This is a genomic window from Oceanobacillus damuensis, from assembly GCF_001618145.1.
Taxonomy (GTDB): Bacteria; Bacillota; Bacilli; order Bacillales; family Amphibacillaceae; genus Oceanobacillus; species Oceanobacillus damuensis.
Genome location: NZ_LQNF01000055.1, coordinates 1 through 14,399 on the forward strand (window position 1 = coordinate 1; position 14,399 = coordinate 14,399).

Consider the following 14,399-nt stretch of genomic DNA (forward strand, 5'->3'; position numbering starts at 1 on the left):
TAGGGTTTTAAAATACTTGGAGTAAGTTTGAACTTACACACTTTATTTGACAAACCCGTTTCGTCATAAAAATACCAGGTATCTTCATGCTCATCGTAATAATACCACTCGTTATATTGCTCATCATAATACCAATTTTCATCCTTGGTAGAATCAAAGTAAACTGCTTCATTCTCAAATTCATTGGTAATTTCTTCAATGTCTTCTTCTACCCAATCTTCTTCCTCATACATAGCTTCGGATTCTTCCTCATAACCCTCATCGTACCAATCATTATACTCATCTTCGTATTCATCTTCATAACCTTCATTGTACCAATCATCATACTCATCTTCATAATCTTCACTGTACCAATCCTCGTACTCATCTTCATAACTCTCGTTGTACCAATCATCATCGTAGTAATCTTCATCGTAATACTCCCAAATATCTGTTCCATATTCATACCAAAAATCGTCATAGTCGTATTCCCAGTAGTCATAATAGGAATTCTCATCGGAATAATAACCATCATCAAAATATCCATCACTATAACTCCATAAGTCATCAAAGTAAAAATTACCATTTATATCGTAGAATTGAGCCAATATGGCTTCTTCGCTCATTGGTTTTTCAATCCAGGACATTATAAGTTGATCTACAGTGTAGAGCGGAATACTAAATCCTATTGTTGAATCCGCTGTACTTTCGGCTGAATTGATCGCGATAATTTTTTCATAGGATTTAGAGATTAATGGCCCTCCGCTGCTGCCAGGTGAGATGGGAGCGGATATCTGATATAGGTCTTCATACGTATAGGATCCAATATAAAAATTTCGGTCCTGTCCGGTAATGTAGCCCATCGTCGCTGTGTTCTCAAGGCCAAGCGGACTTCCTAATGCAATAACTTCTTCTCCAACCAAATTCGGCTCTGAAACCTCTAAAGCAAAAGGTTCTCTGCCAACCAAATCAGGTACATGAATGGCAGCCACATCAGTACTATTTGAATATCCGATTACTTTGCCTGAAAACGACTGTCCGCTTATCGTTTTTATAAAAACATCGGTTGAACCTTCAACAACATGGGCATTTGTCACAACTGTACCATTGTTGTTGTACAAAAATCCCGATCCCTGACTGTAGTCTGTTAATATGGTGTAGACAGTTTCTTGTGCGGAAGCAATGATATCTGTTAATTCCCGCTCCTGAACAGGCTCGAGGACCTGCTTTTCAGCCCCTCGCATTTCAAGGTTATCCTTATTCTGGACAGTACTTACTTCGGCAGTTGGGTTTTTTGATATGGCAAAATTGGCGTCAGCTGTTTCAGAATTTCCGGTTAAAAAATAGTAGCCTGCAACACCTGCAAAAAGCAAACCCGTCAAAATCCATAAAAATTTATAATTCCTCTTTTGTTTGTTTCCGCAGTGTTGACAGTATCTTGAATTTTCCCTGCGTTCCTTCCCACAATCTGGACAGTACATACGTCCACCTCTTCACTTTTCTTTTTAGGTATATTATACCATGTATTTTAAAGGGATTTAGTGAATTTAGGCTGTTTTCTGTTATTTATTGTTTTTGAACACAGTTCTGTATAATGGATTGTGATCGATGAGGAGACTTATATTCATCTTAAAAACGTTATCCCCAGTATAAAGTGTCAGAGATAACGTTTTTGGAATGATCTGCAGCAGGAGATTTTTATTAAATCCCCATATCTGTATGTTCTTTATAATATTTTCCCTTTTCCACATAAGAGTTTCTGACCCGTTCCATCTCTGCATAATCTTCTTCTTTCAGTTCGCGCACTACTTTGGCTGGTCTGCCCATCACCATGGTGTTAGGTGGGATTTTCTTTCCGGGTGGCACAAGGCTGCCAGCGCCTACAAATGCATTTTCGCCAACTTCTGCTCCGTCCAGAATAATGGACCCCATTCCTACCAACGCATTTTTTCGGATGATGGCAGAATGGAGGGTGACTTGGTGACCGATCGTTACATCGTCCTCGACAATCAGTGGTGCATGGGGGCTTTGGTGCAGCATGGATAGGTCCTGGATGCTTACTCTTTTGCCGATACGGGTCGGCGCCACATCTCCGCGAATGACGGTTTTAAACCATACACTGGATTCCTCGCCAATCTCTACATCTCCATTAATGACCGCGTCCTTAGCAACAAAAGCACTGTCGTGTATTTTTGGATACATATTTTTATAATGGTCGATCACGGCTTTGTCCTCCTTTGTACATTTTGTTTTTTTTACACTAATTATGATGATATTATTAGTATAGCAAACTTACAGGGAAAACAATGGAAAAAATGTATAGGAATGGAGGAAACAATGTGAGTCGGATACCAGGAAACACAATAACCTTACTGAGGTCCATGTTTCAAAAAATCTTTCCGATGGTAGATGAAGAGATTGGCTGTTGGAAGAGTCGGGCGAAACAGATTCCGAATGAGGAATTACGGACACAGGCATTGGCAAGTATCCGGTCCAAAAAGTTTCACTGCCAGGGTGGGGGTGTCTATTCTCTGCTTGCAGGGAATAAGATGAAGGAAGCAATAACATTTATTATCGCATATCAGACAATCAGTGACTATCTTGACAATCTCTGTGATCGCAGTACATCGCTTGATCCGCGTGATTTTGAAATGCTGCATCAGGCAATGAAGGATGCTCTTTCACCAGGAAATGAACGGAAGGATTATTATCATTTTCGTACTGATCAGGATGATGGGGGATATTTGCATGCGCTCGTTGAAACCTGTCAGTTGATCTTAGAAAAACTTGACGGCTATGAGGCGATACGGCAACAACTGATGCAGCTGGAAAAATTGTATTCCGAGTTGCAGGTGCATAAGCATGTAAAAGCGGAAGAACGGATTCCGCGTCTTACAGCCTGGTATGAGGAAAATAAGGAAAAAGCATCCAATCTTAGCTGGTATGAATTTTCTGCTGCAGCCGGCTCTACCCTGGGAATCTACTGTCTGGTATCCTATGCGCTTGGAAATAAGATTAACAACCAAATCGCAGAAAATGTTTTTCATGGTTATTTTCCTTATGTGCAGGGACTGCATATTTTGCTTGATTACTATATCGATCAACAGGAAGATATGGAAGAGGGAGACCTGAATTTTTGCAGGTATTACAGCAGTCAAAGTGAAATGCAGCAACGGATCCTATTTTTTATAAAGCAATCCAATCAGCATGTAAAACACCTTCCAGACAGGAAATTTCATGAAATGATTGTACAAGGTTTGGTTGGATTATATTTGGCCGACGATAAATTGAAGAAAATAAAAGGTTCCCAAAACTTGAGCAGGACATTGTTGAAAGCCAGTGGGACTGGCGCAAGATTCATTAACTTTAATATAAAATTCTATTATAGGATGGAAAGTTAAGCAGAAAGCAAAAAAGGGATTTGCCGATGTTTAGTCGGTAATCCCCCATAGAGCAGGTAGGTTTATTTTTTTGGCAGCAATTTATTCTTACTCATAAACAGTTACATCCGCTTTTGAACGTCCAGCTCTACTGATTGGAACATCTATCCACCCAGTTGCAGTTCGTTTATCTCTTAGCCATACGGCTTACCAGCAGCAGGTAGATGGCCAGCCCGGCAAACGTTGTTAATGTACTGGCAGTGAGGCGTAAGGATTCACTCATGGAAGTAAGGCCCAGCAAGAAATCAGGGAGATTTAACAGGGCAATAAAGACAATTAACACCCAGCTGCGGGTCCAGATTGAAAAAGCAGTCAGAAAAATAAATGTGACAATGGCTATAATGATGGTATCTGCCATACCGAAGTGGACAATGGGCGTGTCGATCTTACTGTTAAGCAGGATTAGACAAACAAACAGGGCTGTTGGTAGTATGCCAAGTATAAAAAGAATGGCAAATTCTTGTTTCCGATTCAGATTGTTTCCGGAAACATAACGGAAAATAAAGGACGTGCCTGCCAGGAAAAATAAGGTAATCCCAATAAAACCAAAAATCTCCAATAAAGAGTAGGAGAGTGTTCCCTCAAATAAGTCACTGATGATCACAAAGGAAAACGCACCGATGATAATCAGGGGGATATATTTGCTCCAGGTTTTGTAATCAACGGACATTTCTGCAGCAAGCTGATCCATATAATCTTTTGGTGAATGCCCGATAATATGCTCGATGGATTTGCCGTTTTTTTCAGCCTCAACGAAGTGATCCTCCAATTCTTCTGCGAGCTCCTTAATTTCGCTTTCACTTTTTCCGCTTGAAAATAGATAGACACGTAAGTCTTCCAGAAACTTCTTGCTCTCCTCTGACAGTTCGACTTCCTCTTTCACCATTATTTCAACTCCTTTTTAACAGCTTCATGACTGAGCACATTATTTACGCTCGTTTGCAGATAATCCCATCGATCAAGGAAGTCACGCAGTTCATCTTCCCCTTTTTCGGTGAGAGAATAATATTTTCTCTTCGGTCCGGCAGTCGATTTCTTTAATGTGGACGTAACGAATTTTTCTTTTTGCATTCGAAGCAATAGAGGATAAATCGTGCCTTCACTGAAATTGTCAAATCCATAATCTGCAAGCTTCTCAGCCAGTTCGTAACCATAAACTTCTTTGTTTTTGATGATGGCAAGCAAACAGCCATCCAAAATCCCTTTCATCATCTGTGTCGTTGTTGACAAACTGAAATCGCCTCCATGACTCTTGCAATGCAAGATATTTCAGGTAAATTATATGTCTTGTATTACAAGGTATACAGAAAGTATATATTTGATTACCTTGTAATGCAAGATATAGGGTGAAATTTTATTTTCTATGCAAAGGATTTTCAATAGTTTTTATCGAATTAGTATACGTAGTGAGTGGAGATACTGCTCACAAGGTGATGCCCACGTTTCACGGTAGCGGTTTTAAACGGTTGGAGTCTGAAAAATAAAGGAGTGAATAATGTGGAAGTAACAGTTCGCAGCGCGAAAGAAAATGATGTAGAACAGTTAGCCGGACTTATGGGTGAGCTGGGCTATCCCGCAACAAAAGAGGAAATGCAAAAGCGCTTTTCAAAAATAAACGCAGCCCTCTCATACCATACGTTCGTAGCGGTTGTAGACGATTCAGTTGTGGGGATGATCGGTATGATGGAAAGTCATCATTATGAAAGAAATGATGACTATATAAGAATTGTCGCATTTGTAGTGGCATCTGCTTACAGAAATCATGGAGTGGGGAGAAAGCTTCTCGAGAAAACCGAATCTCTAGCAAGGAAAAAAGGTATTCATAAACTGGTCCTTAACAGTGGAAACCGGGATGAACGGAACGAATCGCATCGTTTTTATGAACGAAGCGGTTTTGAAGGAAAGGCGACAGGGTTTTACAAGATGCTTGATTCGGTTGATTCGCAAAATGAATAAGGAGGATTACCTATGGGTCAAGAGAAACTATCGAAAGTATTTCGGCATTTTGGTGAAGTGGAGTGTAAAGATTCGAGTCCGCTATATGAGCATCTTTCACTAAAGATTGCCGATGATGATTGGTTACTTGGGTTAAGCTCACATGCTCGTCAGGCGCAGCCGGTCCCCAATCTGTTATACGGAGCGGTACACTATTTACTATTGAAAGGAAAAAGTCACCCATTGCAACAATTTTATCCGAGCATAACCCGTGAGGCAGAAACACCTGAAGGTTCCTTTCCACAATTTAAACATTTCTGCAAAGCCTACGAAACAGAAATTATCTCTATCCTCAAAACTAAAAATGTGCAGACAAATGAGGTCAGGCGCTGTGCTTATTTATTTCCTGTTTTTTGCTGCATCTTCAGAAAAACAAATACTCCACTTTCTTTAATTGAAATAGGAACAAGTGCAGGGCTTCAGTTGTTATGGGATCGCTTTTCTTATTCTTATGGCGATGGGAAGACGTATGGAAGCAAGGATGCTCCGTTACACTTACAGACGCTGGTTAAAAATGGCAAGTTAACGCATCTTGATGCAGTTCCCACAGTGGAGGAACGTATTGGAATAGATCTGGATATTTGTGATCTGAGGAATAAGGAAGATTACCTGTGGCTGAGAGCACTGATTTGGCCGGAGCATAGAGATCGTGTAACCAATTTTGAACAAGCGGTGAAGGAATATAAGAAAAACCCACCAAAACTGATGGAAGGAGATGGTGTAAAGTTACTCCCATCTCTTGCAGAACAAATACCTGAGAAAAGCGCGTTATGCATTTTCCATACCCATGTAGCCAATCAAATGACAAAAGAAGTAAAGGAAGAGTTGCTTGAGGAAATAAATAAGATTGGCAGAAATCGAAATGTGTTTCATATATATAATAATATTTGGGATGGAAAGTTGCATCTTGATTATTATATGGATGGAACGTTTCATGAAAATACAATCGGTGAGACGGATGGGCATGGAAGGTGGTTCGAATGGAATTTGGCTTGAAGATATATAGATTGGAGGCTGGCAAATGGAAAGAGGACTCATTCATCACATCGAGTTAAACGTTTCGGATCTGTCCAAATCGACCGATTTTTAGGGATGGCTGTTGGAGGAGTTGGGATACCACCTGTTTCAAAAGTGGGATCAGGGGCGGAGCTGGAAATTAAATGACAGTTATATTGTTTTTGTGCAGACAGAAGAGAAGTTTCTTTCTTTTTTCTTATCACCGCAAGCATATTGGTCTTAATCATCTGGCATTCCATGCAGAATCGATCGTACAGGTTGATGCGATTACAAAGCAGCTACACCAAAAAGGTATTCCAATCTTGTATCCGGACATGCATCCATATGCCGGCGGAATAAATCATTATGCTGTTTATTTTGAAGATCCTGACAGAATCAAGGTGGAAATCGTGGCACAAGAGTTATAACCGAAAGGAGGTTTTACCATGGATAAAGAATATAACGATTTGATTGGTGATATTCTCGAGGCATCTGGCGAAAAGGATAACGTTCCTTTAAAAGGGAAGGGAAAACCATTGCCAAAAGGTTATGTGGAAAGAGATGTTTTTCAGAACTTCCAAAAAATCGCCAAGGATGCAGGCTATTTGCCATATTGGCTAAAGCTGCAAAAGGAAATCTCTGCATTAGTTTACAAAGCCAGGACAGAGAAGGACATAAAAAAGATCAATCTCAAAATAAAGGAATACAATGGTGTCTGTCCATCTTCCATGCAGAAATTGCCTGTCGATTTCTATGAATTGGAAAAGGCGAAGGAGATTTGGTGAGTGGTTTGATTGGTGCTTTTAAAATTACAGGAAAAGGGTTAAATCTTTACGGGTTTTGCCATCACGTATTTTAATTCTTTTATAATGGAGCGATAAATAATGGGATTGATCGATAGGATTGATACGATTTGTTTACATGTTTCGGATGTCAAAAGAGCAAGTGAATGGTATGAGGAAATTCTAGGATTTCAGACGTCATTTAATGGTGACGGATATTGTGTGCTGGATGTAGGGGAGGGAGGAATACCTTTAACATTGGAAAAAGGGGACATGCAAATAAATGGCAATCAACCATTTCCGATATTTTTTTCAGAACATATTGATCAGTTATATACATTTCTGGCAGAGAAGGGGGTATCGGTTGGTGAGCTGCAAAGTGATGGCGTAAATAGATTCTTTGATTTTCTGGATTCAGATGGCAATAGGTTACAAGTCTGCTGTTGGAAATAGAACATAAACAAAGGAGAGGAGAATTGTTATGGACAAATTGAAAAACTCACCGATAAAAAATGAAATGGGTGCTGTGTTTATCCATGTGAAGGATTTAAAAAAATCTGTGGATTGGTATGGTCGGATTTTAGGGGTGGAAGTCGACCTCAAACAAGTAGAATCCCCTGTGTATAATATGCCAATCAATGGGACAACAGGCTTGACATTGGATGACCATACGTTTGACAAAAGCTTCAAGCACGAACCGAGCCCAAATCCCATCGTCAATTTCATGGTGGACGATATTGATGAAGCATACGAATTTATAAAGGAAAATGGTGTGAATATCGTGAGAGAAATTGAACGGGTGGGAGAGAATTTTGCCTGGTTTAATTTTTCAGACCCGGATGGGAATGTCATTATGGCCTGCACGGGATAAAACGCGGTCTTCTGACAAGCGGGGATTTTCTTTAGGAGTGGTAATGTTTTTGCCGATGTGCTCTTAGGTAAAGGACGGTAGTGTAAAGCTTTTCACATACATTATATGCTTGATTTAATATTTTTGAAGGGATATTTGATTGGACAGAGAAATAAATATATAACAGACGTTTTTCCCGAACGAGGAAACGATTACGCTCAGCTTATAATGGAGGAGATTTGCAGTGGGGACAATCTTACGGTGGGGATTGGCAATTCTGTTTGCGTATCTTGCAGTATCTTTGGTCAGTGATGGAATTGGTTTGCTTGGGGTTTCAAATAGTGCACAAGCTGTTCCGGTCAGTTTTATGTCCCTTGAGATAAATAATCAGGTAAATCCGGATAACATTGTCTCCTATGCGGTTTTATTCTTTGCTGCTGCTGTTATCGTAATGCTCCTGTCTCTGAGTCTGGTTGGTGAGACATTTTCAAGTTTGCGTGGAGGAAAATAAAACAATGCCCAATGCGGTGAAACATTATCCCCATGTCATTCGTATTGATTAGTCGGAGCAGCATACAAAATAGGGTATAGGCTACTTGGATATCTTTGGTTTTGCAGCTGGCGTTTTTTAGTATGGCTTTGAAATGGAATTAAAAAGACTGGAGAAGCAAGTGGCAGTTCTGAAGGGAGAAAAGGGAGAGTGAATGCAATTGGAACAGAAAAACGAAAAAGGAATAAAAAATGGGAATGGTTATTGGACATTATTTTCTTCATACCGGAAATGATTATTTTTCTATTTCGCTTTCTTTTCAGGGGCATTGCAGGATTACTGAAAACCTGGAGCTAAAGTGGTGGTCGGATGGAGTGCATTCCAATAAAAGGGGCAAGGCATCTCGCATGAGTAACTTGCTCCCTTTTTTCGACACCCATCGACAAAATTCGGGGAGTGACAGGCACCTACTTTTTCTGGACTGCGAGTATGAATGGCGGGTCATTTTTCTGGTTTATGAATCCGTAGCGTAATACATTGAACTTTTTCTGATCTAAATGGAGAAGATATTTTAAGAGGGCTTCCTTTTCATCTTTCCCACCGTCATGGCCATGGTAGACAACAAGTATGATCAGTCTTCCTTTCTTAAGCAGGTTTAATATTGTATTGACAGCTGTTACGGTAGACTCGCCTTTCGTAATGACTGATTTGTCGCTTCTAGGTAAATAGCCAAGATTAAAAATTGCTCCACCTATTTCTTCCTCTTTTATATAGTCGGCAATGTTTGCATGGCTATCCTGTATCAAGGATACATTTGCACATTCGTGTTCGATCAATGCTTTTCTTGTGTTTGCAATCGCCTCATCTTGAATATCAAATGCATATACATGACCATCTTCGCCGACAACCCGGCTCAGAAATAAAGTGTCATTTCCGTTTCCGCAGGTTGCATCAATTACCTTTTCACCTTTTTCAATCGATTCTTCAAGTAAATAGTGCGCATAATTAAGAATTCCTTTTAGCATGGCAGATGCACTTTCCTTTACTATATATTTTTTCTTCTTCCTATTTTATCATGGAACCTTCCTCACAAAAATGGAAAAGGCATTGGTAAATTTCTGAAAAAATCCACTGGCGTCCTGATCTGTCTTGAATAAAATAAGAGCATGGCGAAAGTGAAGTATGGGCCGTCTTCTTGACAATAAGAACTGTATTCATTATAATTCGATTAAATAATTCAACGACTCTGATAAGGACCAGTAGTAATTTTTTTTCAGGCATAGAGAGGCAGTGTGTGGTGGAAACTGTCGCTGGGAAAACTTACGAACTCACCTTTAATGTTGCAGAAGTGAACATGAATAGCTTTTGCCGTCTCATCCGCGTTAAGGAATACAAGCGAACGCAAACGATGCGTTAATTTGGGTGGTACCGCGGGAGATACAGCTTCTCGTCCCTATTGGGGGATGAGTGGCTTTTTTTATGGGGACAAATATGCAGCAGACGCTTCGTTGACGTGTCTGTACCTGCCCAGATATCTATGCGGACAATGATTCTATACATTTTTTAATACAACGTGTTGAGCAGTGAAAGGGAGGTCGATTCGATGAGTTTCAATCATCAGCAAATCGAAAAGAAATGGCAAAAACATTGGCTGGAAAATAAAACATTTAAAACAGAGACATTTTCCAGCAAAGAAAAATTCTATGCACTTGATATGTTCCCATATCCATCAGGAGTGGGGCTGCATGTCGGGCATCCGGAAGGCTATACCGCAACAGACATACTTTCCCGAATGAAACGTATGCAGGGATATGAAGTAATGCATCCGATGGGCTGGGACGCATTTGGCCTGCCAGCGGAACAATATGCAATTGATACTGGAAACAGTCCTGCCGCATTCACGGCGAAAAATATCGCTACATTTAAGCGACAAATCCAGGAGCTTGGTTTCTCCTATGATTGGGATCGTGAAATTAACACAACCGATCCGAACTATTATAAATGGACCCAATGGATTTTCACCAAACTGTATGAAAAAGGGCTAGCTTATATCGATGAGGTTGCGGTTAACTGGTGTCCGGCGCTTGGCACCGTTTTGGCAAATGAAGAAGTAATTGATGGGAAGAGCGAACGCGGCGGTCATCCAGTCGTACGTAAACCGATGAAGCAATGGATGCTGAAAATCACTGCATACGCCGACCGTCTGCTTGAAGACCTGGATGAACTTGATTGGCCGGATAGCCTGAAAGAAATGCAACGTAACTGGATCGGGCGTTCAGAAGGAGCAGAAGTAACATTTCATATTGATGGACACGATGAGGAGTTTACTGTTTTCACAACTCGTCCAGACACATTGTTTGGTGCGACTTACGCTGTGCTTGCACCAGAACATCCATTTGTCGAAAAAATTACAACCGCAAAGCAAAAAGATGCAGTTGACGCCTATTTAAATGACGTACAGACAAAGTCGGACCTGGAACGTACAGATCTTGCTAAAGACAAAACAGGTGTATTTACTGGAGCATATGCAGTGAACCCTGTAAATAATGAAAAAATGCCAATCTGGGTTGCGGATTATGTACTGATGAGCTATGGAACGGGTGCGATTATGGCGGTTCCTGCCCATGATGAACGTGACTATGAATTTGCTTCCAAATTTGATCTGCCAATCATTGAAGTTGTAGCCGGTGGAGATGTGACAACAGAGGCATACACAGGTGACGGTGAGCATGTAAATTCTGATTTCCTGAATGGACTTGGAAAAGACGAAGCAATTTCCAAAATGATTGACTGGCTTGTTGCAGAAGGGAAAGGCGAAAAGAAAATAACCTACCGTCTTCGTGACTGGTTGTTTGCAAGACAGCGTTACTGGGGTGAGCCAATTCCGATCATACATTGGGAAGATGGTTCCATGTCAGCAGTTCCCGAAGAAGAGCTGCCACTTGAACTTCCGGTAATGTCTGAAATTAAGCCATCAGGCACAGGTGAATCCCCACTTGCGAATAATACGGACTGGGTCAATGTCGTGGACCCCAAAACAGGGATGAAAGGCCGTCGCGAAACAAATACAATGCCGCAATGGGCAGGCAGCTGCTGGTATTTCCTGCGTTATATCGATCCGGACAATACGGAACAGCTTGCAGATCCTGAAGCATTGAAAGAATGGTTGCCAATCGATATATATATCGGTGGAGCGGAACACGCGGTACTTCACTTGCTGTATGCTCGTTTCTGGCATAAATTCCTGTATGATATCGGTGTAGTTTCTACAAAAGAACCATTCCAGAAACTATATAACCAAGGAATGATACTAGGTGAAGGCAACGAAAAAATGAGTAAATCCAAAGGGAATGTCGTTAACCCGGATGATATCGTTGTTTCTCACGGAGCAGATACACTTCGTCTGTATGAAATGTTCATGGGCCCGCTTGATGCGTCTGTTGCCTGGTCGACAAACGGACTTGATGGGGCAAGAAGATTCCTTGATCGTGTCTGGAGATTGTTCATTAATGAAGATGGAACACTTTCCGAGAAGATTACAGACAGTGAAAACCCTGAGCTTGATAAGGTATACCATGAGACAGTGAAAAAAGTAACCGAGGATTTTGAAAACCTTCATTTTAATACCGGTATTTCACAAATGATGGTCTTCATTAATGACGGTTATAAAGCGGACAGTATTCCTAAGAATTATGTGGAAGGCTTCCTGAAGCTTCTATCTCCTGTAGCACCTCATATTGCGGAGGAGATCTGGGAAAAGCTTGGACACTTTGAAACCATCACCTATTCGGAATGGCCGGTATTTGATGAATCTAAACTGGTCGAAAATGAAGTTGAAGTCGTTCTGCAGGTAATGGGTAAAGTACGTTCAAAAATTAGTGTGCCAGCTGACATTTCCAAGGATGAACTGGAGAAAGCTGCCCTTGCTGACGAAGGCATGCAAAAGTGGCTTGAAGGAAAAACAATCCGTAAAGTGATCGTCGTACCAGGTAAACTTGTTAACTTCGTGGCAAATTAAGTACATGAATAAAGATCTCTTCATTAACATTATAGAAGAGATCTTTTTTATTTGACTTTTAGTTCGGTTATTTTTAATAGGGGTTTCACTCCGCAGGTTTCCATTCGGTCTTGAGAATAATCCATTTTCCTCTTTCGTAATACCATAACGTTTCTATCGTTCCCAATTGATCTGCATGATAAGCACCACTGATTTGCTGGTAACTTTTTAACCCGTATCCTTTTGAATCACTGATTAATAACGGAGCAAAGAAAGCAATTGGGTCAATCATTATAGGGGTATGTTTTAATAGGCTACCAGCTTCATCATAAATACCCAGGCGAACATAGTCTTCTGATCTATCCTTAACGTCCATAATAATCGGCTTGCCATTTGGCACAATTTCTATTTTCACTTTAAAATCTTCCTCGAACTGACCATTTACGTACAATTGTTCCGGTAATTCGATTTCGCTCATTTTACCATGTGCGAATGAACTTAAATTATATGTGTACAATCCGCCGCTGCCACCTGTAGGACTTTGGTAAAAGATATCTATAATATCATCATGGTTTAAATCGATAAACTGCAGCTCTGGCTCATAACCTCCCCCATAGCTGACCTTCCAATCAGCACCTGCAGTTGCAGTTATTTCTGCCCATATATCCTGATAGTATTGTGCCTCAGGGGAAAACAATTTCCCTTTTAATTCAATCGTCTCGTTTTCCCCGTCCCCGGTAACATCTGCCTGGTAATTCTCGATTACCATTGTATCGCGTGAGTCTGTTTCAGAGACCAGTGCAGCTGCTGGGGAGATTAATAATAGAAGAAACAACAGTTTCATAATGAATACGCTCCATTCATGTTGCTTAATTGAAAAAATAGTCAACTAACGCAATATTGTTATCATACTTAGATTGTGCGTCGTGTTTGCATCCTATGCACAATATCCGTAAAATTAAATGGAAGAGATTACAGGAAGGATGAGTGAAATGGCTGGAATTAAAGAAATAACCCCATCTGAAGTAGAAGAGATAATGGATAAAGATAATATTGTAGTTATCGATGTAAGAGAAGACGAGGAAGTTGCTCAAGGGAAAATTAAGAATGCAAAGCATATACCATTGGGATCAATTCCTGAAGCTGCTCCAGACTTAGATAAGAACAAAGATTATATAATGGTATGCCGTTCAGGAAAGAGAAGCATGAATGCATCAGAATATCTGAGTGAGCAAGGCTTTAAAGTGATTAACATGAAGGGCGGCATGCTGGAGTGGGAAGGCGAAGTAATCGTCTAATTGCTTATTTGTGTGTTTAAAAAGGAGTAATTGGACCGAGAAGTTCGATTGTGTTTTACCTCAAGCAAACGCACACTAAAAACCGTAATAGTGCTTTCCTTTTCCAAGGGAACAAAAGCAAGCATACGTGCGAACTTTGCTGTGTCATTTTTACCGGTTTTTTTGATAGAGGTTATTTCTGGAGTATATGGAAATAACCTCTATATATTTTTGCTTGATTTTAGGTCTGTATGAGTGTATTATTAATCTTGCTGTCACGGAACAGGTGATACAAATCAAACAGAAAATAGTTTTTTTCGACAGAATTACGAAACTGTGTTGACAAGCATTTGTAAAAAGTGCTATAATAAGTATCCACCGCAAGAACAGGGAAACAAAACAGGTTAAAAGAAAAACACTGTTGACATGAGCTTGCGAAATGTGGTACAATAATTTAGTCGCTGTTTTTAATGACGGTATACAAATTTGCTCTTTGAAAACTGAACAAAACAACCAGTATGTTTAGAAAGAAAACACTGTTTTCTTTCGAACAAGCAACAAACAGAAGCTAGTCTTCTGACTAAGCTAATTCA

The 14,399-nt window shown here is 40.3% G+C and carries 15 protein-coding genes, 1 pseudogene and 1 other annotated feature; of the genes and pseudogenes, 10 read left to right on the plus strand and 6 right to left on the minus strand.

The window, feature by feature from the left end; translation table 11 throughout:
* Positions 1 to 1,460, minus strand: a 1,460-nt coding sequence (locus A4245_RS18900; RefSeq protein WP_157087774.1) for a trypsin-like peptidase domain-containing protein, incomplete at its 3' end; no start/stop codon positions are given.
* 220 nt (positions 1,461 to 1,680) lie between these two features.
* Positions 1,681 to 2,202: a gamma carbonic anhydrase gene (locus A4245_RS18905; protein WP_067730818.1), complete on the minus strand. Its 522-nt coding sequence runs from the start codon at positions 2,200 to 2,202 to the stop codon at positions 1,681 to 1,683.
* 92 nt (positions 2,203 to 2,294) lie between these two features.
* On the opposite strand from A4245_RS18905, the gene A4245_RS18910 reads away from it, so the two are divergent.
* Positions 2,295 to 3,380 (plus strand): tetraprenyl-beta-curcumene synthase family protein, encoded by a 1,086-nt coding sequence (locus A4245_RS18910; RefSeq protein WP_067730838.1) that lies wholly within the window; start codon positions 2,295 to 2,297, stop codon positions 3,378 to 3,380.
* A 166-nt stretch (positions 3,381 to 3,546) separates the two neighbouring features.
* On the opposite strand, the gene A4245_RS18915 is transcribed toward A4245_RS18910, so the two are convergent.
* Together A4245_RS18915 and A4245_RS18920 are read right to left on the minus strand one after the other, a co-directional pair.
* Positions 3,547 to 4,305, minus strand: coding sequence for an HAAS domain-containing protein (locus A4245_RS18915; RefSeq protein WP_067730820.1), 759 nt, complete (start codon positions 4,303 to 4,305; stop codon positions 3,547 to 3,549).
* Complete coding sequence (locus A4245_RS18920; protein ID WP_067730840.1) at positions 4,305 to 4,631, minus strand: PadR family transcriptional regulator; 327 nt, start codon at positions 4,629 to 4,631, stop codon at positions 4,305 to 4,307. Before A4245_RS18920 ends, A4245_RS18915 begins: the two co-directional genes overlap by 1 nt.
* Before the next feature lie 285 nt (positions 4,632 to 4,916).
* Here A4245_RS18920 and A4245_RS18925 point away from each other — a divergent pair, with 285 nt between their 5' ends.
* From A4245_RS18925 to A4245_RS18955, 7 genes and pseudogenes are all read left to right on the plus strand, one after another.
* The gene (locus A4245_RS18925) at positions 4,917 to 5,375 is read left to right on the plus strand and encodes a GNAT family N-acetyltransferase (protein ID WP_234402448.1); all 459 of its coding nucleotides are present in this window, start codon (positions 4,917 to 4,919) and stop codon (positions 5,373 to 5,375) included.
* A 12-nt stretch (positions 5,376 to 5,387) separates the two neighbouring features.
* Positions 5,388 to 6,410, plus strand: a complete 1,023-nt coding sequence (locus tag A4245_RS18930; RefSeq protein ID WP_067730822.1) for a DUF2332 domain-containing protein — start codon at positions 5,388 to 5,390, stop codon at positions 6,408 to 6,410.
* A gap of 100 nt (positions 6,411 to 6,510) precedes the next feature.
* Positions 6,511 to 6,838: pseudogene (locus A4245_RS18935) on the plus strand (VOC family protein).
* Between the two features lie 18 nt (positions 6,839 to 6,856).
* Complete coding sequence (locus A4245_RS18940; RefSeq protein WP_067730824.1) at positions 6,857 to 7,195, plus strand: DnaJ family domain-containing protein; 339 nt, start codon at positions 6,857 to 6,859, stop codon at positions 7,193 to 7,195.
* 99 nt (positions 7,196 to 7,294) lie between these two features.
* Positions 7,295 to 7,645, plus strand: coding sequence for a VOC family protein (locus A4245_RS18945; protein WP_067730826.1), 351 nt, complete (start codon positions 7,295 to 7,297; stop codon positions 7,643 to 7,645).
* 28 nt (positions 7,646 to 7,673) lie between these two features.
* The gene (locus A4245_RS18950; RefSeq protein WP_199860721.1) at positions 7,674 to 8,063 is read left to right on the plus strand and encodes a VOC family protein; all 390 of its coding nucleotides are present in this window, start codon (positions 7,674 to 7,676) and stop codon (positions 8,061 to 8,063) included.
* Positions 8,064 to 8,286: 223 nt separating this feature from the next.
* Complete coding sequence (locus A4245_RS18955; protein ID WP_067730828.1) at positions 8,287 to 8,553, plus strand: hypothetical protein; 267 nt, start codon at positions 8,287 to 8,289, stop codon at positions 8,551 to 8,553.
* A gap of 446 nt (positions 8,554 to 8,999) precedes the next feature.
* On the opposite strand, the gene A4245_RS18960 is transcribed toward A4245_RS18955, so the two are convergent.
* The gene (locus A4245_RS18960) at positions 9,000 to 9,557 is read right to left on the minus strand and encodes a tRNA 5-(aminomethyl)-2-thiouridylate-methyltransferase MnmM (protein WP_067730830.1); all 558 of its coding nucleotides are present in this window, start codon (positions 9,555 to 9,557) and stop codon (positions 9,000 to 9,002) included.
* 212 nt (positions 9,558 to 9,769) lie between these two features.
* Positions 9,770 to 9,990 (plus strand) — a binding site (T-box leader).
* A gap of 145 nt (positions 9,991 to 10,135) precedes the next feature.
* Here A4245_RS18960 and leuS point away from each other — a divergent pair.
* Complete coding sequence (leuS, locus tag A4245_RS18965; RefSeq protein WP_067730832.1) at positions 10,136 to 12,550, plus strand: leucine--tRNA ligase; 2,415 nt, start codon at positions 10,136 to 10,138, stop codon at positions 12,548 to 12,550.
* 85 nt (positions 12,551 to 12,635) lie between these two features.
* Here the strand turns inward: leuS and A4245_RS18970 are convergent, their stop codons facing one another.
* Complete coding sequence (locus tag A4245_RS18970; protein ID WP_067730834.1) at positions 12,636 to 13,373, minus strand: hypothetical protein; 738 nt, start codon at positions 13,371 to 13,373, stop codon at positions 12,636 to 12,638.
* Positions 13,374 to 13,521: 148 nt separating this feature from the next.
* Here A4245_RS18970 and A4245_RS18975 point away from each other — a divergent pair, with 148 nt between their 5' ends.
* The gene (locus tag A4245_RS18975) at positions 13,522 to 13,827 is read left to right on the plus strand and encodes a rhodanese-like domain-containing protein (RefSeq protein ID WP_067730836.1); all 306 of its coding nucleotides are present in this window, start codon (positions 13,522 to 13,524) and stop codon (positions 13,825 to 13,827) included.
* Positions 13,828 to 14,399: the final 572 nt, after the last annotated feature.

Excerpts from the sequence above, each read along its gene's own strand:
- A4245_RS18910 (WP_067730838.1), top strand. The coding sequence starts at position 2,295 with ATGTATAGGAATGGAGGAAACAATGTGAGTCGGATACCAGGAAACACA.
- A4245_RS18915 (WP_067730820.1), bottom strand. The coding sequence starts at position 4,305 with ATGGTGAAAGAGGAAGTCGAACTGTCAGAGGAGAGCAAGAAGTTTCTG.
- A4245_RS18920 (WP_067730840.1), bottom strand. The coding sequence starts at position 4,631 with ATGATGAAAGGGATTTTGGATGGCTGTTTGCTTGCCATCATCAAAAAC.
- A4245_RS18930 (WP_067730822.1), top strand. The coding sequence starts at position 5,388 with ATGGGTCAAGAGAAACTATCGAAAGTATTTCGGCATTTTGGTGAAGTG.
- A4245_RS18940 (WP_067730824.1), top strand. The coding sequence starts at position 6,857 with ATGGATAAAGAATATAACGATTTGATTGGTGATATTCTCGAGGCATCT.
- A4245_RS18945 (WP_067730826.1), top strand. The coding sequence starts at position 7,295 with ATGGGATTGATCGATAGGATTGATACGATTTGTTTACATGTTTCGGAT.
- A4245_RS18950 (WP_199860721.1), top strand. The coding sequence starts at position 7,674 with ATGGACAAATTGAAAAACTCACCGATAAAAAATGAAATGGGTGCTGTG.
- A4245_RS18960 (WP_067730830.1), bottom strand. The coding sequence starts at position 9,557 with ATGCTAAAAGGAATTCTTAATTATGCGCACTATTTACTTGAAGAATCG.
- leuS (WP_067730832.1), top strand. The coding sequence starts at position 10,136 with ATGAGTTTCAATCATCAGCAAATCGAAAAGAAATGGCAAAAACATTGG.
- A4245_RS18970 (WP_067730834.1), bottom strand. The coding sequence starts at position 13,373 with ATGAAACTGTTGTTTCTTCTATTATTAATCTCCCCAGCAGCTGCACTG.
- A4245_RS18975 (WP_067730836.1), top strand. The coding sequence starts at position 13,522 with ATGGCTGGAATTAAAGAAATAACCCCATCTGAAGTAGAAGAGATAATG.